Raw genomic sequence first — 21,528 nt, 5'->3', positions numbered from 1 at the left:
GCTTGATTAGCAAGGACTAGAGGCCAAAAACACTCCAATTTCAAGCCACGGCGGCAGCCGTGCGCAGGGCCTCGATTTGCGCGGCGTCGTAACCCAGGCCCTGCAGCAGCGCGTCGGTGTGCGCACCCTTGGCCGGTGGGTCCATGCGCACGGGCAGGTGCGCGCCGGCCAGGCGCAGCGGGAACAAGGGTGTGCGCACCGTCTGGCCGGCGCGCTCGCCGTCGGGCAGGGTGATGTCGGCCAGGGCGCCGCTGGCGTTGAGGTGCGGGTCGTCGTAGAGCTGCTCGGGGCGGCCAATGGGGGCGTAGGGCAGGCCATGGGCCTCGCACAGCTGCGCCAGCTCGGTTGCGCTGCGCTCGGCCAGGCGCTGGCGCAGCTGTGGCAGCAGCGTCGGGCGGGCGCGCACGCGGTCGTTGTTGCTGGCGAGCTGCGGGTCGGCAGCAAGATCGGCCCAATCCAGAATACGGCACAGGGTTTGCCACTGCACATCGCTCACGGCAGAGAGAAAAATCTGCTCGCCACCCTGCACCGTGAACACGTCGTACACACCCCAGGGCGAGATGCGCGCGGGCATGGGCGCCGCCGCCTCGCCGGTGATGGCGTACTGCAGCATGTGCTGGCCGACCAGAAAGACATTGTTCTCGAACAGCGCCGAATCCACCTCCTGCCCGCGCCCGCTGATGCCGCGCTGCAGCAGCGCCGCCATGGCGCCAATGGCGCCGAACATGCCGCCCATGATGTCGTTCACGCTGGTACCCGCGCGCAGCGGGTCGCCGGGGCGGCCCGTCATGTAGGCCAGGCCGCCCATCATCTGCACCACCTCGTCGAGCGCCGTGCGGTGCTCGTAGGGGCCGGGCAAAAACCCCGTGTGGTTCACGTAGATCAGGCGCGGGTTCTCGGCGCTCAGGGCGGCGTAATCGAGCCCGTACTTGGCCAGGGTACCGGGCTTGAAGTTTTGCAGCACCACGTCCGCCGACAGCGCGAGCTTGCGCGCCACGGCCTGGCCTTCGCTCTGGCGCAGGTCGATGGCGATGCTTTTCTTGTTGCGGTTGAACATGGGGAAAAAGCCCGCGCCCGCGCCCAGCAGGTGGCGCGTGCGGTCGCCCTCGATGGGCTCGACCTTGATGACCTCGGCCCCCAGGTCGGCCAGCACCATGCCGCAGGTCGGGCCCATGACCATGTGCGTGAATTCGACCACGCGCAGGCCGGCCAGGGGAAGGGAGGAAGTGCGAGAGGACATGGCGGGAAGCAAAAAACAGGGGGCTACAGCATAAGCCCGCCCCTGGAGGGGCACTCGGTATTTACCCCGTTTTTGCAGGGTAGCGCATACCCACCGGCACTTTGGAGCTATTAAACTTGTAGCAAAATCGAATCCCGGCTATAGTCCGGCCCACCTTGGCAGGCCCGCCCTGCCCCATCGCCCACCCATTGCCCCAGGAGAAGCGTTCATGAGCGCCAAAGAAAACGCCGCCATCCACCAGCTGTTTGAAAAGCTCGAATGCCGTTATGCGCTGCGCGTGCTCTGGGCGCTGCGCGACGGCCACCCGCAAACCTTCCGCCTGCTGCAAGACAGCGTCGGCGGCATCACGCCCAACACGCTCAACACCCGCATCAAAGAGCTGCGCGAAGCGGGCCTGCTCGACCACGGCAGCGAGGGCTACACCGTCACCGCCAGCGGCCAGGACTTGCTCAAGCGCCTGTCGGATCTGCAGGCTTTTGCCACCCGCTGGGCCGCCGGCCGCGCCAAGAAGTAAAGCGGCCCCGGCCCCTTGTTCTCGCCAGACACCCGCGCCCTGCGCGGGTTTTTGGCTTTTTGGGCTGCAACGCTTATCCAGCAAGCGCGAGCAGCTATTATTTTGATAGCAAAAGGATTTTCACCATGGCTTTCACCACCACCGCCTCGGGCCTGCAGTACGAAGACACCGTGCAAGGCAGCGGCGCCAGCGCCCAGGCCGGCGCCCAGGTGCGCGTGCACTACACCGGCTGGCTCTACAACGACGGCCAGCAAGGCGCCAAGTTCGACTCCAGCCGCGACCGGGGCGATCCGTTTGCCTTCCTGCTGGGCGCCGGCATGGTCATCAAGGGCTGGGACGAAGGCGTGCAGGGAATGCAAGTCGGTGGCCAGCGCACCCTCATCATCCCCGCCAGCCTGGGCTACGGTGCACGCGGCGCGGGCGGCGTCATTCCGCCGCACGCCACGCTCAAGTTCGACGTCGAACTGCTGGCGGTTTAACCGCCATCGGGCAGCCCGCGCACCGGCCCAGAGCGTTCACATCTCCAGCCGGATGCGCGGCAGCGGCGGCGGCGGGCGCGTGATGCGGCTGACCAGCAGCGTCACCGCCAGCCCCGCCGGCACGCCAAAGACGCCGGCGGAGATCGGTTGAATCTCCCACCACAGGCCCTGCACCCAGAGCCAGGCGAGCCAGCTGGGCGTGAGCATCTGCACCACCGGCAGATGCGACACGATGTAGTACAGCGCCACCCCCAGCCCCGCCAACATGCCCCAGACGGCGCCCGCGCGCGTGGTGCCGCGCCAAAAAATACCCAGCACCATGGCCGGCACGAAGGCCGAGGCCGCCAGCGAGAACGAGGCCGAGACCATGGGCAAGATGTCCGACGGCTTGAGCGAGGCCACAAAAGCCGCCGCCAGCGCCACCGCCATGAGGGCAAACTTGGTCAAAATCACCCGCTGCTCAGCCGAGCTATGGCGCCGCCCGCTGCGACCCTGGTAGTACAGGTCGCGCACCAGGGCGTTGCTGATGGTCAGCAGCAAGCCATCGGCGGTGGACAGCGCCGCTGCCAGGCCCCCAGCGGCCACCAGCCCCGAGATCACGTACGGCAGGCCGCCGAGCTCGGGCGTGGCCAGCATGATGAGGTCGGCGCCGAGGTGAATCTCGCCAAACTGCACGATGCCGTCGCCGTTGACGTCCTCCACCGACAGCAGCGCCGGATCGACCCGCGCCCACTGCGCAATCCAGTTGGGCAGCTCGCCAAAGCTGCTGCCCACCAGGTTGTGCATGACCTCAAACTTGACCAGCACCGCCAGCGCCGGGGCGCTCAGGTACAAAAGGGCAATGAAGAACACCGACCAGGCCACCGAGGCGCGCGCCCCCGCGACTGAACTGGCGGTGTAGTAGCGCGTGAGCAGGTGCGGCAGGCCCGCCGTGCCGACCATGAGGCAGAACATCAGCGCCAGAAAGTTGCGCCGCGTGTCCTGGTAATCGGCGCGCTCCTGCGGCGTGCCGTCGGGGTTGCCGGCAAAAGCCTGGCTGTGGCGCGGCAGGCCGCCCAGGGGACGGGCACGCTCGTAATAGGTGTACATCTCACGCGTCCACTGCGCCCGCGCCTGCGCCTCATCGCGCGGCAGCGCCGCCAGCTCGCGACTGGCAGCAACGATCTGACCTACATCGGCATTGCGCGCACGCAATTCGCGCACATGGGCACGCGCCGCCTCGCGCTCGCGCTCCAGGGCCACGCCCACGTTGTGCAGGCGCTGTTCGTAGTTGCGCGCACGCTGCAAATAAGCCTGCACCACGGCGCGCTCGGCCGGGTCATCGAGCAGCTGCTGCTCCAGCTCGGCCACCCGCGCCACCTGCTGGCCGTACACCAAGGTCGCCAGCGGCGTGCCCAGCTGCTGGTAGGCCAGCCACGACACCGGGATCAAAAACGCCAGCAGCACGACCACGTACTGCGCCACCTGCGTCCAGGTGATGGCGCGCATCCCCCCGAGGAACGAGCACAGCAGCACCCCGCCCAGGCCGAGCATGATGCCGATCTCGAACTGCACCCCCGTCAGGCGCGAGGCAATCAGGCCGACGCCATAAATCTGCGCCACCACATAGGTGAACGAGCACAGCACCGCCGCCAGCGCGGCAATGATGCGCGGCCAGCGCCCGCCAAAGCGCTGCTGAAAAAAATCCGGGATGGTGTAGAGATTCATGGCGCGCAGGTGCGGCGCAATGAGAAGCGCCACCAGCACAAAGCCCCCCGTCCAGCCCAGCAAATACGCCAGGCCCCCGGGCTGGCCGGGCTGGCCGGCAAAGCCCTGCAGGTACAGGGCGCCCGCCAGGCTGATGAAGGAGGCGGCGCTCATCCAGTCGGCCGCCGCCGCCATGCCGTTGTACATGGGCGGGATGCGCCGCCCGGCAACGTAGTACTCCTCAGGGTCGGTGGTGCGCCCCCAGACGCCGATGGCGGCGTACACCATCACCGTGAAGAAAAGAAAAATGGGCCCGATCCAGTGGCGCGACAGCCCCCGCTGCTCGGCCCAGGCCATGAGGCCGAGAAAACCCAACACCCCGGCCACGTACAGCGCCAGGGTGCGGTGCAGGCGCCGCAGGTAGGCGCGCTCGCCCTGCACCCCTTCAGCCATGGCGCGGGGGCGGCGCCGCTGCATCGGCATCTGCGCGTTCAAAGCGATCCATGGCCCCGCAGTACACGATGGTGAGGACGATGAACACCAGCACCGCGCCCTGCGCTGCCATCCAGTAGCCAAACGTCCAGCCACCAAACGGCAGACTCAGGTCGCGGGCAAAAAAGCTGGTGACAAAAGTCACCAGCAGCCACAGCAGCAGCAAAACGGCTTTGAGCCACAGGTGACGCGCATCGTGCAAATCGGGCGCAAACGGCACGCCCGTGGTCATGCCACTGTGCTCGGCTGTGGGCTCAATCGCCGGTGGCATGGTGTCTGCGGCCTCAGCCCGCGAGCTGCTGCCAGGTGTCGATCACGCTGTCGGGGTTGAGCGAGATCGAGGAGATGCCCTCATCTGCCAGCCACTGCGCAAAGTCGGGGTGGTCGCTGGGGCCCTGGCCGCAGATGCCCACGTACTTGCCTTGTGCCTTGCAGGCAGCGATGGCACGCGACAGCAGCGCGCGCACGGCCGGGTCGCGCTCGTCAAAATCCTGCGCCAGCAGCTCCAGGCCGCTGTCGCGGTCCAGGCCCAGGGTGAGCTGGGTCAGGTCGTTGGAGCCAATGGAGAAGCCATCGAAGTACTGCAGGAACTCGTCGGCCAGCACGGCGTTGCTGGGCACCTCGCACATCATGATGACCTTGAGGTCGTTCTGCCCGCGCTGCAGGCCGTGCTCGGCGAGCAGGCGGGTGACGCGGTCGGCCTGGCCCAGGGTGCGCACAAACGGCACCATCACCTGCACGTTGGTCAGGCCCATGTCGCCGCGCACGCGGCGGATGGCCTCGCATTCCATGGCAAAAGCCTCGCCAAAATCGGCGCTGATGTAGCGCGCCGCGCCCCGGAAGCCCAGCATCGGGTTTTCTTCCTCGGGCTCGTAGCGGCTGCCGCCGATGAGCTTGCGGTACTCGTTGCTCTTGAAGTCCGACAGGCGCACGATGACGGGCTTGGGCCAAAACGCCGCCGCAATCGTCGCCACGCCCTCGGCCACCTTGTCCACGTAGAAGGCGCGCGGGCTGGCATGGCCACGGGCCACGCTCTCCACGGCCTTCTTCAGGTCGGCATCGACGGCGGGGTAGTCCAGGATGGCCTTGGGGTGCACGCCGATGTTGTTGTTGATGATGAATTCCAGCCGCGCCAGGCCCACGCCTTCGTTGGGCAACTGGGCAAAGTCAAAGGCCAGCTGCGGGTTGCCGACGTTCATCATGATCTTGGTCTTGATGGCGGACATCTCGCCACGCTGCACCTCGGTCACTTCGGTCTCCAGCAGGCCGTCGTAGATGTGGCCGGTATCGCCCTCGGCGCAGCTCACCGTCACCAGCGTGCCGTCGCTCAGCTTGTCGGTGGCGTTGCCGCAGCCCACCACGGCGGGAATGCCCAGCTCGCGCGCGATGATGGCGGCGTGGCAGGTGCGCCCGCCCCGGTTGGTGACGATGGCGCTGGCGCGCTTCATCACCGGCTCCCAGTTCGGGTCGGTCATGTCGGTGACGAGCACGTCGCCGGCCTGCACCTTGTCCATCTCGCGGATGTCGTGCACCAGGCGCACCGGGCCGGTGCCGATCTTCTGGCCAATGGCACGGCCCTCGGCCAGCACCTGGCCGTGGCCCTTCAACTTGTAGCGCAGTTCGGCCTGGCCCTTGGCCTGGCTTTTCACCGTCTCGGGGCGCGCCTGCAGGATGTAGAGCTGGCCGTCCTGGCCGTCCTTGCCCCACTCGATGTCCATGGGGCGGCCATAGTGCTGCTCGATCACCAGCGCGTACTGCGCCAATTGCTGCACCTCATCGTCGCTCAGGCTGTAGCGGTTGCGCAGCTCGGTGGCCACATCGGTGGTCTTGACGAGCTTGCCCGTGGCGGCCTTTTCTTCCGCGCTGGCAAACACCATCTGGATCAGCTTGGAGCCCAGGTTGCGGCGGATCACGGCCTTGTTGCCGGCGCGCAGCATGGGCTTGTGGACGTAGAATTCGTCGGGGTTGACGGCGCCTTGCACCACCGTCTCGCCCAGGCCGTAGCTGCTGGTGATGAAGACGACTTCTTCAAAGCCGCTTTCGGTGTCGATGGTGAACATCACGCCCGCCGCGCCCAGGTCCGAGCGCACCATGCGCTGCACGCCCGCCGACAGCGCCACCACGTCGTGCGCAAAGCCCTTGTGCACGCGGTAGGAGATGGCGCGGTCGTTGTAGAGGCTGGCAAACACCTCTTTCATCTTGTGCAGCACATCTTCGATGCCGACGACGTTCAAAAAGGTTTCTTGCTGGCCGGCAAAGGATGCGTCGGGCAGGTCTTCTGCCGTGGCCGAGCTGCGCACGGCAAAACTGGCCTGGGCATTGCTTGCACTCAGGGTGGCGAAGGCGGCGCGCACGGCTTGTTCCAGGTCGGCAGGGAAGGGCTGGTTCTCCACCCAGCCACGGATTTCAGCCCCGGCTGCGGCCAGGGCGCGCACGTCTTCGACATCGAGCGCCGCCAGGCGCGCGCTGATGCGCTCGTGCAGGCCCTCGTACTTCAAAAACTCGCGGAAGGCGTGCGCCGTGGTGGCAAAGCCGGTGGGCACGCGCACGCCCTGGGGCAGCTGCGAGATCATTTCGCCCAGGCTGGCGTTCTTGCCGCCAACGACCTCGACGTCGCTCATTCTCAGTTGTTCAAACGGTACGACCAGGGCGGTCGCCTCAAAACGTGCAGACATGGGAAGACTCCAGAAGTTAAAAACCGGTGGCCCGCGCCAGCAGGGCGCAGGCGGCCATGGGCAAGGGCGCGCGTTGTATTTGGGGTTGTGGGCTGCGGCTGCGCATGGCGTGAATTTGGGACAATGGGCGCGATTCTATGCCGCAGCCCCCAAGCCCTGCAGCCTATGGCTTCCCCTCTCAGCCCTTTCTCCCATGCGCACTGTTTTTTTCATCTCTGACGGCACCGGCATCACCGCCGAAACCTTTGGCAATGCCATCTTGGCGCAGTTTGAAGTCAAATCGCGCCACGTTCGCCTGCCCTTCATCGACACCGTGGACAAGGCCCACCAGGCCGTACGCCAGATCAACCACCAGGCGGAGCTCGAGGGCAAGAAGCCCATCGTCTTCACCACGCTGGTGAACATGGAGGTGCTCAAGGTCATCCAGGAAGGCTGCAAAGGCATGTTGATGGACATGTTCGGCACCTTTGTGCGGCCGCTGGAGCAGGAGCTGGGCATCAAGTCGCTGCACCGCGTCGGGCGCTTTTCGGACGTGACGCGCTCCAAGGAGTACATCGACCGCATCGAGGCCATCAACTTCAGCCTCGACCACGACGACGGCCAAAGCCACCGCGACCTGGAGGGCGCCGACGTCATCCTGATCGGCGTCTCCAGAAGCGGCAAGACGCCCACCAGCCTGTACCTGGCGATGCAGTGCGGCCTGAAGGTGGCCAACTACCCGCTGATTCCCGAAGACTTCGAGCGCCGCCAGCTGCCGCCCGCGCTGCTGCCGCACCGCAAGAAAATCTTCGGCCTGACCATCCAGCCCGAGCGCCTTTCCGAGATCCGCAACGAGCGCCGCCCGAACTCACGCTACGCCGACATCGTCAACTGCCGCTACGAAGTCAGCGAGTCCGAGGCCATGATGCGCCGCGCCGGCATCCGATGGCTCTCGACCACGACCAAAAGCATCGAGGAAATCGCCACCACCATCTTGCAAGAGGTGCGGCCCGAGCGGCTGGTGTATTGAGCTGGGGTCTTGAACCAAACGCTCACGCACTGCGCGCCACCCACCAGGCGAGCACCAGCATGGTGCTGCCGGTGAACGCATCGAGCACACGCCAGGCCCGGGGCTGGGCAAACCAGTGCTGCAAGCGCCGCCCCGTCACCGCCAGGGCGACGAACCAGCTCAGGCTGGCGCAGGTCGCACCCAGCACGAACACCGCCTTCAGCGCCCCCGGCTGGCGCGCGCCGATGGAGCCGATCAAAAGCACGGTATCAAGGTACACGTGCGGGTTGAGCAAGGTAATCACGGCCAACCCTGCGAGCACGCCCAGCACGCCGCGCGCCACGCGATCGCCCCCGGTTGCGGCCTGGTTCGCATCCGGCGCAAACAGCGCCCGCTGCCAGGCAAACAGGCCGTAGGCCAGTAAAAACAGCGCCCCGCCCCACTGCAGCCATTGCGCCAGCACGGGCGAAGACCCCAGCAGCTGCGCCATGCCCGCCACCCCCAGGGCCACCAGCAACGCATCGCAAGCCACACACAGCGCCACGCAGGCACGCACATGCTCGCCCCGCACGGCCTGGCGCAGCACGTACAGGTTTTGCGCGCCAATGGAAGCAATCAGCGACAGGCACACGCCAAAGCCCGCGAGCCAGGCGGCAGACCAGGGAGAAGCAGCAGCAAGAGAGAACATGGCGCCGATGCTAAGCACACCATGCATTTAAGTACACTTCAAATTTCTAATGCATATTTAGCAAAACTTCATGCTGGACTACGCCGCCCTCCAGGCCCTGGCCGCCGTGCTGCGCGAAGGCAGTTTTGAACGCGCAGCGCAGCGCCTGCACGTCACGCCCTCTGCCGTCTCGCAGCGCATCAAACAATTGGAAGAACGCGCCGGCCAGGTGCTGGTGCAGCGCGGCAGCCCCTGCACCGGCACCGAGGCCGGGCGCCACCTGTGCCTGCACCTGGAGCAGGTGGCGCTGCTCGAACACCAGCTGCGCAGCCGCCACCCGGCGCTGCTGCCGGCCATGGCGGAGCACACGCCCACGCTCAAACTGGCGGTCAATGCCGACTCGCTCGCCACCTGGTTCATGCAGGCGGTGGCGGCCTTTACTGCGGGCGGCACGGAGCTGCTCGATCTGCGCATTGACGACCAGGAGCACACCGGCCTGCGCCTGCGCGAAGGCGAGGTGCTGGCCGCCGTGACCACCAGCGCCGCACCGATGGCCGGCTGCGACAGCTGGCCCCTGGGCACCATGCGCTACATCGCCGCCACCAGCCCGGCCTTCATGCACCGCCACTTTGCCCAGGGCGTGACGGCGCAGGCCCTGGCGCGTGCACCCATGATGGTGTACGACCGCAACGACCGCCTGCAAGAACAATGGCTGCAAACCCAGGGCCTGACCCCGAGCGAAGCGCCGCCCCGGCATTTCCTGCCCTCAGCCGGTGGCTATGTGCGCGCTTGTGAAATTGGCATGGGCTGGGGAATGCACCCCATGGCCATGGTGCAAGAGGAACTGGCCCAGGGCCGCCTGGTGGAGCTACGGCCCGAGGCCCGCATCGACGTACCGCTGTTCTGGGCCCACCCGCGCAGCGCCCGGGCCGCGCTGCAGCGCCTGACAGACTGCGTGCTGGCGGCTGCGCACGAGAGCTTGCACTAACCTACTTACCCTACCGCACCAGGCGCAGCATATGCACCGGCTGCGCGGGCGCGGCGCCGGGTGCCGGTAAAGAGATAGGCTCCGGCGGCTGCGGCACCAGGTCGGCCAGCGTCAGGCGGTCGAGCACGGCCAGATACGCCTGGGTGGCGCTGCCGAGTACGCCCTTGAGCACGCAGTGGCTGCTCAGGCGGCAGGTGTTGTTCTCCAGGTTGAAGCATTCGACCATTTCAAAGTCCGACTCCATCACCCGCACCACGGCACCGACGCTGATCTCCTTGGCCGGGCGCATCAGGCGCATACCGCCGCCGCGCCCGCGCGTGGTCTCCAGCAGGCCCTGGGCCGCCAGCTCCTGCACGATCTTGGTCAGGTGACTGCGCGAGATGTCGTGCGATTGCGCCACCTCGCTGATCGTCACCGGCTGCTCGCGCTCCTGCTGGCCGGCGCAGTACATCAGCACGCGCAGGGCGTAGTCGGTCCATTGGGTCAGGCGCATGGAGGAATTGCCTTAGGTCAAGAAAAGAGTCATACAGGATGAATTTTATTTCGATAAAATGCACATGTCGAATGAATCTTTACAAGGACAGTCCACCATGAACGCCCGTCTGCCCCAGACCCCGATAGACGTCGAACAAGCGATTGGCCAGATCGCCGTCGAATTACCCGGCGCGACAGCGGTTTTTCGCCGTCTGAAACTCGATTTTTGCTGTGGCGGCCAGGTCAGCCTGCGCCAGTCCTGCGCCGGTCGTGGCCTGGAGCTGCAGGCCGTGGTCGATGAGCTCGCCAGCCTGCAACGCCCGACCGAGCTGCCCGACACCGGCACGCCCAACGAGCTGATCGACCACATCCTGGCGCGTTACCACGAAGTGCACCGCGCCCAGCTGCCCGAGCTGGTGCGCATGGCGCGCCGCGTCGAGGCCGTGCACCGCGACAACCCCCACACCCCGCACGGCCTGGCCGACACCCTCGAAGCCATGGAGCGCGAGCTGACCACGCACATGCACAAGGAAGAGGCCGTGCTGTTCCCCATGCTGCGCGCCGGTGGCAACAGCTTTGTGCCCCAGCCCATCGCCATGATGCGCCACGAGCACAACGACCACGGCGAGGCCCTGGAGCACATCGCCCGCCTGACCAACGACATCACCCCGCCCCCGGGTGCGTGCAACACCTGGCGTGCGCTCTACTCCGGCATGGCGCAGCTGCGCGACGATCTCATCAACCACATCCACCTGGAAAACAACGTGCTGTTCCCGCAATTTGAAAAGGCAGCGGCACAAGGCGGCTGCGGCGGTGGCACCTGCGGCTGCAGCTAAACGCTAAACGCTAAACGCTGAACGCTGAACCCGGCAGCAACACGAGAAGGCTTGACGGCGCCCTGCACGGGCGCCGTTTTTATTTACCCACCATGTCGTTGAACTTGCCGGCCTCGAAATGCTCCTCGCGCGCCGCCTCGCCGGGCACGCATTCGCGCTGCCCCTGGGCGAGCTGCTCCAGGGCACGCCAGAGCAGCGCAATCTGGTGCTCCTGCGCCGAGGCGTTGTTGATGATGCCGTGCAGCGCCTGCGACAGCGGATCGTCCTCCTGCGTCACACCGTAGGCGGTAAAACGCGGGCGCGGCGCCTCGGTCACGTCGGCGCTGTGGCCTTCCTTGGAGGGGATGATGCGCGCCGGAATGCCCACCGCCGTAGCGCCCGCCGGCACGGGCTTGATGACCACGGCATTGCTGCCGATTTTGGCCCCGTCACCCACCTCAAAACCGCCGAGCACCTTGGCGCCAGCAGCCACCACCACGTCGCGCCCGAGCGTCGGGTGGCGCTTGGCGCCCTTGTAGAGCGAGGTGCCGCCCAGCGTGACGCCGTGGTAGATGGTGCAGCCATCGCCCACCACCGCCGTCTCGCCAATCACCACGCCCATGCCGTGGTCGATGAAAACGCGCTCACCGATGACGGCACCGGGGTGGATCTCAATCCCCGTACACCAGCGCGCAAAGTGCGAGATGAAGCGCCCGAGCCACTTGAGGCCATGGTTCCAGCACCAGTGCGCCGGGCGCTGCAGCCAGATGGCGTGCAGGCCGGGGTAGCAGGTCACGACCTCAAAGCGCGAGCGCGCCGCCGGGTCGCGGTCAAGAATGCACTGGATGTCGGAACGCAGGCGGGCAAACATATTGTTGTTGTGCAAAAGCAAGGGCCGCTCAGTCTAGCGGCTTACCCGCAGCCGTCTGCAGCATGGCTTTGGCAATGCCGCGCAGAATGTGGATTTCTTCCGGCGTCAGCTGCGCACGGTTGAAAAGATGGTTCAGGCGCGGCATGAGCTTTTTCGGCGCCGCCGGGTCCAAAAAACCCACCGCCGTCAGCGCCTGCTCCCAATGCGCCAACATGCCCGCCACCTGCTGCGCATCGGCCTGCAGCGCCGGCGCCCGCGCATCGGGCAGGGCAAAACTGCCCAGCGCCTGGCGCCATTCATAGGCAATGAGCTGCACCGCCGCCCCGAGGTTGAGCGAGCCAAACTGGGGATTGGTCGGTATCGACAGCGCCGCATGGCAGCGGTACACATCTTCGTTGGCCATGCCAAAGCGCTCGCAGCCAAACAAGAAGGCAATGCCTGCATTGGGAGCAAAATCAGCCTCTAACGCTTTACCAGAGCGCGCGAGCAGCTCCTGTTTTAATAGCATTTCAAAATGCTGCCGGGGCGCGCGCGTGGGCGGGCCGAAGTCGCGCGGCGTCATCGCCGTGGCGCACAGGTGGCTCACGCCGTCGAGCGCCTCGTCCAGGCTGGCGACGATGCGCGCCTTCTCCAGCACGTCCAGGGCGCCGCTGGCACGCTGGATGGTTTCTTCTTTGCGCAGCACATTCGGCCAGCGCGGGCGCACCAGCACCAGGTCGTCAAAACCCATGGTTTTCAAGGCGCGGGCGGCAGCGCCCACATTGCCGGCGTGGCTGGTTTCAATCAGGATAAAACGCGTGTGCATAGGGGGGATTGTCGCAGCCGGCTGGGCAAATGCGGGGCAGCACAGCTAGAATGCCTCCTTTGCGCGCTCGCATCGCCGGGCCCGCTTTCGGCCACCAGCCGCCCCTCGCACCTTCGTCACAAGCTATGTCGTCCAACCTGCACCCCATGCTCAACGTGGCCATCAAGGCCGCACGCGCCGCCGGCGCCATCATCAACCGCGCTGCGCTCGACGTGGAAGCGGTGCGTATTTCGCAAAAGCAGGTCAACGACTTTGTGACCGAGGTCGATCACGCCGCCGAACAGGTCATCATCGACACCCTGCTCACCGCCTACCCCGGCCACGCCATCTTGGCCGAAGAAAGCGGCAGCGAACGCGGTGCCAAGCATTCGGACTACTGCTGGATCATCGACCCGCTCGACGGCACGACCAACTTCATCCACGGCTTTCCGGTGTACTGCGTGAGCATTGCCCTGGCGTACCAGGACAAGATCGAGCACGCCGTCATCTACGACCCCACGCGCAACGACCTGTTCACCGCCACGCGCGGGCGCGGCGCCTTCATGAACGAGCGGCGCATCCGCGTCTCCAAGCGCACCCAGCTCAAGGACTGCCTGATCTCCACCGGCTTTCCCTTCCGCCCTGGCGACCATTTCAAGAACTACATGGCCATCATGGCCGACATCATGCCGCGCACGGCGGGCCTGCGCCGCCCGGGCTCGGCCGCGCTCGACCTGGCCTACGTGGCGGCAGGTTTCAGCGACGGTTTTTTTGAAACCGGCCTGTCGATCTGGGACGTGGCGGCCGGCTCGCTGCTGGTAACCGAGGCCGGCGGCTTGATCGGCAACTACACCGGCGAAGCCGATTTTCTGGAACAAAAAGAATGCCTGGCCGCCGCGCCACGCATTTACGGCCAGCTGGTGCCCCTGCTCTCCAAGTACAGCAAATTCGCCAGCGCCGGGGAAAAGGCCACGCTGCGCCAAGACGCGCCCAGCGCTGGCGAATAAGCCCACGCGCGCAGCCCCCTCCCGGCTCTCAATCCGGGTCGGGATAGCGCTGTGAGATGCGCAAAAAATCCCCGGCCAGCTCGACAAACGCATCGGCAATGTCGGGGTCAAAATGGCTGCCCCGGCCCTTGACGATGATGACGCACGCCTGCTCGTGCGAGAACGCCGGCTTGTACACGCGGCGGCTGATAAGCGCGTCGTACACGTCGGCCAGCGCCATCAGGCGCGCGGAAATCGGAATCGCATCGCCCTTGAGCCCTTCGGGGTAGCCGCTGCCGTCCCACTTTTCCTGGTGGCTGTAGGCTATTTCCTTGGCCACGCTCAAGAAGGCCACGCGCATCCCCAGGCGCCGCTCAGCCTCCTCGATGGCCCGGCGCCCAAGGGTGGTGTGGGTTTTCATGACCTCAAACTCCTGCACCGTGAGCTTGCCCGGCTTGAGCAAGATGGCGTCGGGAATACCAATCTTGCCGATGTCGTGCAGCGGCGCCGACTTGTACAGCAGGTCGATCATGCGATCGGTCAGCACATGGGCAAAGCGCGGGTGCTCGCGCAAGCGCTCGGCCAGGGCCTTGACGTAGAGCTGCGTGCGCCGGATGTGGTTGCCGGTTTCGTTGTCGCGCGTCTCGGCCAGGCTGGTCATGGCCATGATGGTCACATCCTGAATGGCCTGCACCTCCAGCGTGCGCAGCGCCACCTCGCGCTCCAGGTAGGCACTTTTGTCGCGCAGAAAATCGTTCGATGCCTTGAGCGCCAGGTGCGTGGCCACGCGCGCGAGCAAAATCGGCGGGCTGATGGGCTTGGTGATGTAGTCCACCGCCCCCAGCGCCAGCCCCAGGCGCTCGTCCTCGATCTCGGCGCGGGCGGTGAGAAAAATCACCGGAATGTCGCGTGTCTGCGTCCGCGCCTTGAGCTGGCGACAGACCTCGTAGCCGTCGATGCCCGGCATCATGATGTCGAGCAAGATCAGGTCGGGCGGCGCCTCCGCCTGGGCGATCTTGAGCGCCTTCTCCCCCTGATTCGCCACCTTGACGTGGTAATGGTCGCGCAGCAGCGCGCCCATGAGCGACAGGTTTTCGGGCGTATCGTCCACCACCAGCACCGTGGCAATGGGCTTGTCAACCAACACCGATGATGGGCTCAAGAAGGGGGCGTAGTCCATGGTCTTCCTGCTGTGGTGGTGGCGCTGCGCCTGGGGTTACGGCGGGGTACCTGCCGCGTCCATGCTTTGCAGCGCCTGTTCAAATTCGAATGCCTGGGTTTTGCCCCGCACCCGCTGGAAATGCTCGCCCCACAGCGCCTGGAACAGGGCACTGTGGCGCTCCAAGTATGCAACGGCGGCCGGATCATCGGCGCACAGCAGGCGGCGCAGCTCGGTCACCAGCGGCGCGGCCTGCGCCACCTCAGCGGCGGCTGCGGGCGCGGGTGCCAGGGCTGGCTGCCATTGGCGCAGCGCCTGCTGCAGCTCGGCGAGCAAGGTTTGCAGCTCGGCCTGCACCTCCACCACCTGGGGCGCCGGGGCCGCAGCACGCAGCAGGCTTTCGAGCTGCTGCGCGTACTGCGCCAGCGGCTGCGCGCCAATATTGCCGGCCACCGAGCGCAGGGTGTGCGCCAGGCGCTCGGCCAGGCGCGCATCGCCCGCCTGCATGGCCGCTGCAAAATCGTGCGCCCACAGGGCCTGGCCCTGTGCAAAGCGGCGCAGCATGTCGGCATACAGCGCCGGGCGCCCCAGCGCACGCTGCAGGCCCTGGCGCATGTCCACGCCCGGCAGGTGCGCGGGCAGCAAGGCATCGACGGCGCCGGCGGCCATCGGTGCGGGGGCTGGCGGTGGAGCGGGCGTTGGGATGGGCGCCACCGGGGCCGCCGGACGCAGCCAACGCCGCAGCGCAGCCCACAATTGCTCGGGCGCTATCGGCTTGGCGACGTGGTCGTTCATGCCGGCGGCCAGGCAGCGCTGGCGGTCGCTGTCCATGGCGTTGGCGGTCATGGCGATCACGGGCAAATCGGCCCAGCGCGGGTTCTGGCGCAAGCGGCGGGTGGCGGTTTCGCCGTCCATCACGGGCATTTGCATGTCCATCAGCACCACGTCGTAGTCTTGCTGCGCCAGGGCGTCGAGGGCCTGCTGGCCGTCGGCCGCCAGATCGACCTGCAAGCCCGCATCGCGCAGCAGCTCCTGCGCCACCAGCTGGTTCAGGTCGTTGTCTTCGACCAGCAGCACACGCGCGCCGCGCAGCGGCTCGAGCAGCGCCTGCTGCGCCGGGTCTTGCAGGCTGGCCCGGTGGCCGGCCTGGGGCTCAATGGCGGCCAGGGGCTGCACCAGGGTTTCAAACAGCACCGAGGCGCTGACGGGCTTGATGAGCACCGTGTCTATGCCCTGCTGGCGCGCGGCCTGCAAAACCTCCTCGCGGCCATAGGCGGTGACCATCAGCATCTGCGGCACCGGGCCGATGTTGAGCGCGCGAATGCGCCGCGCCAGCTCGATGCCGTCCATGCCCGGCATCTGCCAATCGAGCAGCAGCAAGCTGTGCGGTGCCCCCGCATCCATCGCCTGGCGCACGGCGATCAGGGCCTCGGCACCGGAATGCACCGTCTGCGTCTGCAACCCCAGGGACTGCAGCATGTCGCACAGCACATGGGCGGCGGCCTCGTTGTCATCCACCACCAGCACACGCCCAGATTGCAAGCAGCCCGCCGGCAGCTCGCGGCGCGGGGCTGGAACGCCCAGCGCCAGCGGCAAATCAGCCCAAAAGCGCGAGCCCTGGCCGGGCGTGCTGTCGGCGCCCACGCTGCCGCCCATGAGCTCAGCGAGCTTGCGACAAATGGCCAGCCCCAGGCCCGTGCCGCCGTAGCGCCGGGTGGTGGAGCTGTCGGCCTGCTCAAAACTCTGGAACAAGCGCCCCATCTGCTCGGCAGCGATGCCAATGCCGCTGTCTTGCACCTCAAAGCGCAGCAGCACCTGGCCCGGCGCGCTGCTGTCCTGCCGGCGCACGAGCAGGGTGATTTCACCGCGCTCGGTGAACTTGACGGCGTTGTTGGCAAAGTTGATCAGCACCTGGCCGATGCGCAGCGCATCACCCACCAGGTTTTGCGGCACATCGGGCGCCACGTCGAGCACCAGCTCCAGCCCCTTGGCGCCGGCCTTGTAGCCGACCACATCGACCACGCCGGCGAGCAGGCGGTCGAGCGCAAACGGCTGGGCGTCGAGCTGCAGCTTGCCGGCCTCGATCTTGGAAAAATCCAAAATGTCGTTGATGACCCCCAGCAGATGCTGACCGGCCTGCTGGATTTTGCTGACGTAGCCATGCTGGCGCGCGTCCAGCCCCGATTTGAGCGCCAGGTGCGACATGCCAATGATGGCGTTCATGGGCGTGCGAATCTCGTGGCTCATGTTGGCCAAAAAATCACTCTTGGCGCGGTTGGCGGCGTCTGCCGCTTCTTTCGCCTGGTGCAAAGCTTCTTCGGCGCGCAGCGCCTCGGTAACGTTTTCAATCACCCAGATCGAGCCGCGCGAACAGCCCGTGAGCTTGACCATGCGCCCCGACAGCCGCGCCTGGAACTGCGTGCCATCGAGGCGCTGCAGCGGCCACACCTGCTGCACCGCCTGGCGCTGTGCCAAGCCCTGCACGACCATGGTATTGAAAGCCTGGTAGCTGTCCTCGCTGCCAAACAGGCGGGCAATGGGGGTGCCCACCATGTCCTGTGCCTGGCCACCCATGAGCTCGGCAAAGGCCGGGTTGACCTGGCGGTAGGCGCCATCGCACACCAGCAAGATGGGCGGGGCGTTGTCAAAAATGGCCGTGTGCTGGTCCAGCAGTTCGCTCAGCTCCTGCTGCTGGCATTCGAGTGCCTGCTGCGCCTCGATGCGCGCGGTCACGTCCTGGTGCAGGCCGACGATGGCGATGCACTGACCTCGCTTGTCAACAACGGGCGAGAGCGTGGCCTCGTCGTGGTACAGGCTGCCATCGCGGCGGCGGTTGACGAAGCGCCCGCTCCAGGGCTGGCCCGCCAGCAGCGCCTTCCACATGGCGCGGTAGTGGTGCGTCGGCGTTTGCCCGCTGGCGACCACGCTGGGCTTTTGCCCCTGCACCTCGCGCAGGCGGTAGCCGGTGTTGTGCTCGTAATGCGGGTTGACCCATTCAATGCGGCCCTGGGGGTCGGTGATGACCACGCCCACCGGACTGCTCTCGAGCGCTGCGCCCAGCACCCGGAAGCGTTCGAGCACCGCCGCCATGCGCGCGCGGCTGCGCAGCATGACGAACACCAGGCTGCCAAACACGCACAGCAGCAAAAAAGCCGCCACCCCCACCTGCCAGCGCAGCGCCGCCGGCACCAGGGCGCTGACGTCGTCGAGCGCTACCAGACGCCAGGGGCCGCCAGGGTCGTTCCAGACGATGTCCTGGCGGGCAATGGCGTAGGGCTTGCCGCCAATCAAGGCCTGCGTTGCCTCCTGGGTGAACGGCAGGGCCTGCGCCTGGTTGTTGTCAAAGTGGTTGCCAAACTGGCCCAGGGCGCGCACGGCGTCGATGCGCTCTTGCGACAGCGGCGCGCGCATGGCGTACTGCCATTCGGGCCGCGTGGCGGCAAAGGCCACGCCCTCGGGCGAGAGCAGCAGCATGGTCATGCCGCTGCGCAGCAGCAGCGTATCGATGGGGACAAAGCTGGTCTTGAGCACCACGGCGCCAATCACTGCGCCACTGCTGTCTTCGCCCTCATACAGCGGCGCCGTGAAATACAGCCCGCGCACATGGGTGCTGCGCCCCTGCGCCGCGTACACGTTGGCGCGCCCATGCAGCGCCTGCTGCAGATAGGGGCGCGAGAACAGGTTAAAACCCGTGGCGTGCTCACCCTCGGTGTCGTGCGCCACCACCGTGCCAGCCTGGTCGAGAACGTACACATCGACCGCGCCTGAGCGCACGCGCGCCAGCGCCAGGCGCGAGAGGGCATCGGGGGCATCGGGCGGCAAGTGGCCCAGCGCCAAGCCCTTGAGCAAGGGCTCGTCCAGGCCCAGCTGCACCGCCGCCGCCAGCAGCGGCCCGGCGCTGGTTTTACCCAGCAACTCCTGCGCCGTCTGGTTGACGAGGCGGGTACGCTCCTGCCCGCGCTGCGCCTGCAGCAGCGCCTCCACCGTCTGCACCGCCAGCCAGGCACCCAGCAGCGCCAGCAGCAGCACCAGCGCCATGCCGGGCAGCCAGCGCTGGCGGCGGGCAAAGAGTTTGTCGAGCAGCTGGTTCATACCTTGAACAGCAGTTCATCCCAGGCCGCCAGCGGTGCCGGGCGGCCAAACAAATAGCCCTGAAAACCTGGGCAGCCGTGCAGGCGCAAAAAGCCCAGCTGGCCGGCGGTTTCCACACCCTCGGCCACCACATGCAAGTCCAGGCTCTGCGCCAGCGCCAAGATGGTGCGCACGATGGCGGCGTCGTTCGGGTCTTCGAGCAGGTCGCGCACAAAGCCCTGGTCGATCTTGATCTGCTGCAGCGGCAGGCGCTTCAAGAAGCTCAGGCTGGAGTAGCCGGTGCCGAAATCGTCGAGCGCAAAGCCTATGCCCTGCTTTTGCAGTTGCTGCATCCGTGCGATCGCCTCCTCCACCTTGCCGAGCAACATGCTCTCGGTCAGCTCCAGCGTCAGGCGCTGGGCATTGGCGCCGCTCGCTTGCAGCACGTCCAGCACCTCATCGACAAAATCGGCATGACGGAACTGGCGCGCACTCACGTTCACCGACAGCCCCAGCCGCGCCGTGCGCTCATCCTGCGCCCAGCGCACCAGCTGCGCGCACGCCTGCTGCAGTACAAAGCGTCCCAGCGGCAGGATGAGCCCGGTTTGCTCGGCCAGCGGAATGAATTCCGCCGGGCTGACCATGCCACGCGTGGGGTGCTGCCAGCGCAGCAGCACCTCGGCGCCCACCAGGCGCGCACGCTCATCGACGATGGGCTGGTAGTGCACGCTGAATTCGCCGCGCTCCAGGCCCTGGCGCATGTCGGCCTCCAGGTGCAGGCGGGCGTTGACGCTCGCTTGCATCTCGGGATCAAAAAACCGCAGCGTGTTGCGCCCCGCGCCTTTGGCCTCGTACATGGCCAGGTCGGCGCGCTTGAGCAGCTCGTGCACCGGCACCCGTTCGGGGCCAAACAGGGCGATGCCGATGCTCGGCGAGCTGTAGTGCTGGCGCCCGGCAAGGACGATGGGCTCGTTCACGTGCAACAGCAGTTTTTCCGCCACCGCCTCGGCCTGCAAGGCGGCTTCATCGGCATTGGCAGCCAGGCTGTCGAGCATGACGACGAACTCGTCGCCGCCCAAACGCGCCACGGTATCGCTCTCGCGCACGGTCTCGCTCAGGCGGTTGGCGACTTCGATCAGGAGCTGGTCGCCCATGTCGTGCCCGAGGGTGTCGTTGAGTACCTTGAAATTGTCCAGGTCGATGAACAACAGCGCCCCCTGCTGCTGCGTGCGCTGGCTCAGCATGGTGGCGCGCTGCAGGCGGTCGAGCAGCAGGCGCCGGTTGGGCAGGCCGGTGAGTACGTCATAGAAGGCCAGGCGCTCGATCTGCTGCTCGGCGCGCTTGCGGTCGGTGATGTCCATGGTGAAGCCATGCGCCACCACCGCGCCATCGCCCTCGCGGTAAGGCACGGCGCTGGTCATGTGCCAGCGCACGCTGCCGTCGGGCATCCGCACGCGGTATTCGCTCTGCCAGGGCGAGAGCCGACGCACCGACAGCAACATGGCGCGGCGCAGCTGCGGCACATCCTCGGGCAGCACGCGCTGCAGCAGCATGTCGTGGTCGCGCAGCACGGCGGCGGGCTCGACACCCAAAAACTCACGCACGGCATCGCTCACGTACTGCACATGCGCGCCATCGCCACCGCGCCCGAGTCGGTACTGGTAGATAAAGCCCGGCACCCGGCTGGCAATGCGCTGGATGAACAGCAGCTGCTCACGCAGCTGCTCGGCCGCCTGGTGCTCTTGCGTCACGTCCTGCACCACGCCCATTTGCACCGCCACGCCGTCACGCATTCGCACCCGCTGCACACGCGAGCGCATCCAGCGCACCTGGCCATCGGGGCGGCGCCAGCGGTATTCGACGTCGGCGCCGTCGTAGGCACGGCTGGCGGTTTCGTAGCGTGCACGGTCATCGGGCAGGATGCCGCTGACAGCGTGCTCGGGATCGACCCACTCCTGGCGCTCAAAGCCGGCGATGTCGCACAGCCCGGGCGACCACAGCAGCACCGTCTCCGCCGGGTCTTTGATGCGCCGCCAGTGGCCCGCGCGCGCCAGCGTCTCCATGGTGTCAAAAACCTCGGTCTGCTCGCGCAGGTCGCGCCGCGCCTCGGCCAGCGCCGCCTCGCTCGCGCGCAGCTGGTAGCGCAGCTCCTCGGCCTCGCTCGCATCCGCAATGGCCACCAGCACGCAGCCCTCGGCCAGGCTGCGCGCGGCCACGTCCCAGGCCAGCTGCAGGCGTGGGCCTTCGCGGCGCACATGACGCACATCCAGCGGCACGCCCAGCTGCGCCACGCCGCGCAGCTGCTCAACGAGCGCGGTATCGGCCAGCTGGTCAAACACCACGGCCGCATCGGCCCCGCTCTCGCGCACCGCCCCCAGGCCGGGCATACGCCGCGCAGCCGCATTGGCCGCGAGCAAAATCAAATCCGAGCCGCTCAGGCAAAACTCCATCAAGGCGATGGGCACGGCATCGAGCAAAGCCTGCAACCCGACATAGGCCGCGTGCGGCAGTTGCGAATCGCCGGCGGGAGCCAGCAGGGCAGACAGCAGTTCAGTTGGTTTCACAAGGGATCCACACACCCCAGCACTGGGGATGGTCAGTCAGCCAAAGAAAAACAGCACAAAGCACCAGCGCCGCAG

At 66.7% G+C, this 21,528-nt stretch carries 17 protein-coding genes; 6 read left to right on the top strand and 11 right to left on the bottom strand.

All coding sequences use genetic code 11. The annotated features are described in order from the left end of the window. Nucleotides 1-40: 40 nt before the first annotated feature. Complete coding sequence (locus G7045_RS03600) at nt 41-1,240, bottom strand: CaiB/BaiF CoA-transferase family protein (protein ID WP_166157448.1); 1,200 nt, start codon at nt 1,238-1,240, stop codon at nt 41-43. Between the two features lie 208 nt (nt 1,241-1,448). On the opposite strand from G7045_RS03600, the gene G7045_RS03595 reads away from it, so the two are divergent. Further along, entirely contained in the window at nt 1,449-1,754 is a 306-nt protein-coding gene (locus tag G7045_RS03595; RefSeq protein WP_166157445.1) for a helix-turn-helix domain-containing protein, read from the top strand. 125 nt (nt 1,755-1,879) lie between these two features. Then, the gene (locus G7045_RS03590) at nt 1,880-2,233 is read left to right on the top strand and encodes an FKBP-type peptidyl-prolyl cis-trans isomerase (protein ID WP_166157442.1); all 354 of its coding nucleotides are present in this window, start codon (nt 1,880-1,882) and stop codon (nt 2,231-2,233) included. Between the two features lie 36 nt (nt 2,234-2,269). Here G7045_RS03590 and G7045_RS03585 read toward each other — a convergent pair whose 3' ends face one another. From G7045_RS03585 to ppsA, 3 genes are read right to left on the bottom strand one after another with little or no spacing between them, the layout of a single operon-like run. Beyond that, nucleotides 2,270-4,372 carry a VC_2705 family sodium/solute symporter gene (locus tag G7045_RS03585; protein WP_166157438.1) on the bottom strand — a complete coding sequence of 701 codons (2,103 nt, stop codon included), beginning with the start codon at nt 4,370-4,372 and terminating at the stop codon, nt 2,270-2,272. Then, nucleotides 4,365-4,682, bottom strand: coding sequence for a DUF4212 domain-containing protein (locus tag G7045_RS03580; protein ID WP_205737202.1), 318 nt, complete (start codon nt 4,680-4,682; stop codon nt 4,365-4,367). The genes G7045_RS03585 and G7045_RS03580 overlap by 8 nt, the downstream gene beginning before the upstream one ends. Nucleotides 4,683-4,695: 13 nt before the next feature. Next, the gene (gene ppsA / locus G7045_RS03575) at nt 4,696-7,086 is read right to left on the bottom strand and encodes a phosphoenolpyruvate synthase (RefSeq protein ID WP_166157435.1); all 2,391 of its coding nucleotides are present in this window, start codon (nt 7,084-7,086) and stop codon (nt 4,696-4,698) included. A gap of 193 nt (nt 7,087-7,279) precedes the next feature. Between ppsA and G7045_RS03570 the strand changes: the two genes are divergently transcribed. Continuing rightward, complete coding sequence (locus G7045_RS03570) at nt 7,280-8,095, top strand: pyruvate, water dikinase regulatory protein (RefSeq protein ID WP_166157432.1); 816 nt, start codon at nt 7,280-7,282, stop codon at nt 8,093-8,095. Nucleotides 8,096-8,117: 22 nt separating this feature from the next. Here G7045_RS03570 and G7045_RS03565 read toward each other — a convergent pair whose 3' ends face one another. Next, nucleotides 8,118-8,762, bottom strand: coding sequence for a LysE/ArgO family amino acid transporter (locus G7045_RS03565; RefSeq protein ID WP_166157429.1), 645 nt, complete (start codon nt 8,760-8,762; stop codon nt 8,118-8,120). 70 nt (nt 8,763-8,832) lie between these two features. Here G7045_RS03565 and argP point away from each other — a divergent pair, with 70 nt between their 5' ends. Then, nucleotides 8,833-9,729, top strand: coding sequence for an HTH-type transcriptional regulator ArgP (argP, locus tag G7045_RS03560; RefSeq protein WP_166157426.1), 897 nt, complete (start codon nt 8,833-8,835; stop codon nt 9,727-9,729). A gap of 10 nt (nt 9,730-9,739) precedes the next feature. Here the strand turns inward: argP and G7045_RS03555 are convergent, their stop codons facing one another. Then, a complete protein-coding gene (locus tag G7045_RS03555; RefSeq protein WP_166157423.1) occupies nt 9,740-10,222 on the bottom strand; it encodes an Rrf2 family transcriptional regulator in 483 nt (160 codons plus the stop codon). Between the two features lie 97 nt (nt 10,223-10,319). Here G7045_RS03555 and ytfE point away from each other — a divergent pair, with 97 nt between their 5' ends. Continuing rightward, entirely contained in the window at nt 10,320-11,039 is a 720-nt protein-coding gene (gene ytfE, locus G7045_RS03550; protein WP_166157420.1) for an iron-sulfur cluster repair protein YtfE, read from the top strand. 79 nt (nt 11,040-11,118) lie between these two features. On the opposite strand, the gene cysE is transcribed toward ytfE, so the two are convergent. Together cysE and G7045_RS03540 are read right to left on the bottom strand one after the other, a co-directional pair. After that, nucleotides 11,119-11,889, bottom strand: coding sequence for a serine O-acetyltransferase (cysE, locus tag G7045_RS03545; protein WP_166157417.1), 771 nt, complete (start codon nt 11,887-11,889; stop codon nt 11,119-11,121). 28 nt (nt 11,890-11,917) lie between these two features. Further along, the gene (locus G7045_RS03540; RefSeq protein ID WP_166157414.1) at nt 11,918-12,694 is read right to left on the bottom strand and encodes an RNA methyltransferase; all 777 of its coding nucleotides are present in this window, start codon (nt 12,692-12,694) and stop codon (nt 11,918-11,920) included. Nucleotides 12,695-12,819: 125 nt separating this feature from the next. Here G7045_RS03540 and G7045_RS03535 point away from each other — a divergent pair, with 125 nt between their 5' ends. Beyond that, a complete protein-coding gene (locus tag G7045_RS03535; RefSeq protein WP_166157411.1) occupies nt 12,820-13,680 on the top strand; it encodes an inositol monophosphatase family protein in 861 nt (286 codons plus the stop codon). A gap of 28 nt (nt 13,681-13,708) precedes the next feature. On the opposite strand, the gene G7045_RS03530 is transcribed toward G7045_RS03535, so the two are convergent. Genes G7045_RS03530 through G7045_RS03520 form a run of 3 tightly spaced genes read right to left on the bottom strand, consistent with a single transcriptional unit; the run spans nt 13,709 to nt 21,453 of the window. Beyond that, nucleotides 13,709-14,839 carry a two-component system response regulator gene (locus G7045_RS03530; protein ID WP_166157408.1) on the bottom strand — a complete coding sequence of 377 codons (1,131 nt, stop codon included), beginning with the start codon at nt 14,837-14,839 and terminating at the stop codon, nt 13,709-13,711. 36 nt (nt 14,840-14,875) lie between these two features. Continuing rightward, on the bottom strand, nt 14,876-18,910 hold the full coding sequence (locus G7045_RS03525; protein WP_166157405.1) for a response regulator: 4,035 nt from the start codon (nt 18,908-18,910) through the stop codon (nt 14,876-14,878). Then, entirely contained in the window at nt 18,907-21,453 is a 2,547-nt protein-coding gene (locus G7045_RS03520; protein ID WP_240919260.1) for a bifunctional diguanylate cyclase/phosphodiesterase, read from the bottom strand. Before G7045_RS03520 ends, G7045_RS03525 begins: the two co-directional genes overlap by 4 nt. Nucleotides 21,454-21,528 lie beyond the last annotated feature (75 nt).

The organism is Acidovorax sp. HDW3 (assembly GCF_011303755.1).
Taxonomy (GTDB): domain Bacteria; phylum Pseudomonadota; class Gammaproteobacteria; order Burkholderiales; family Burkholderiaceae_C; genus Paenacidovorax.
Note: the sequence above shows the minus strand (reverse complement) of the source record. Positions and strands in the feature narration are given on the sequence as shown.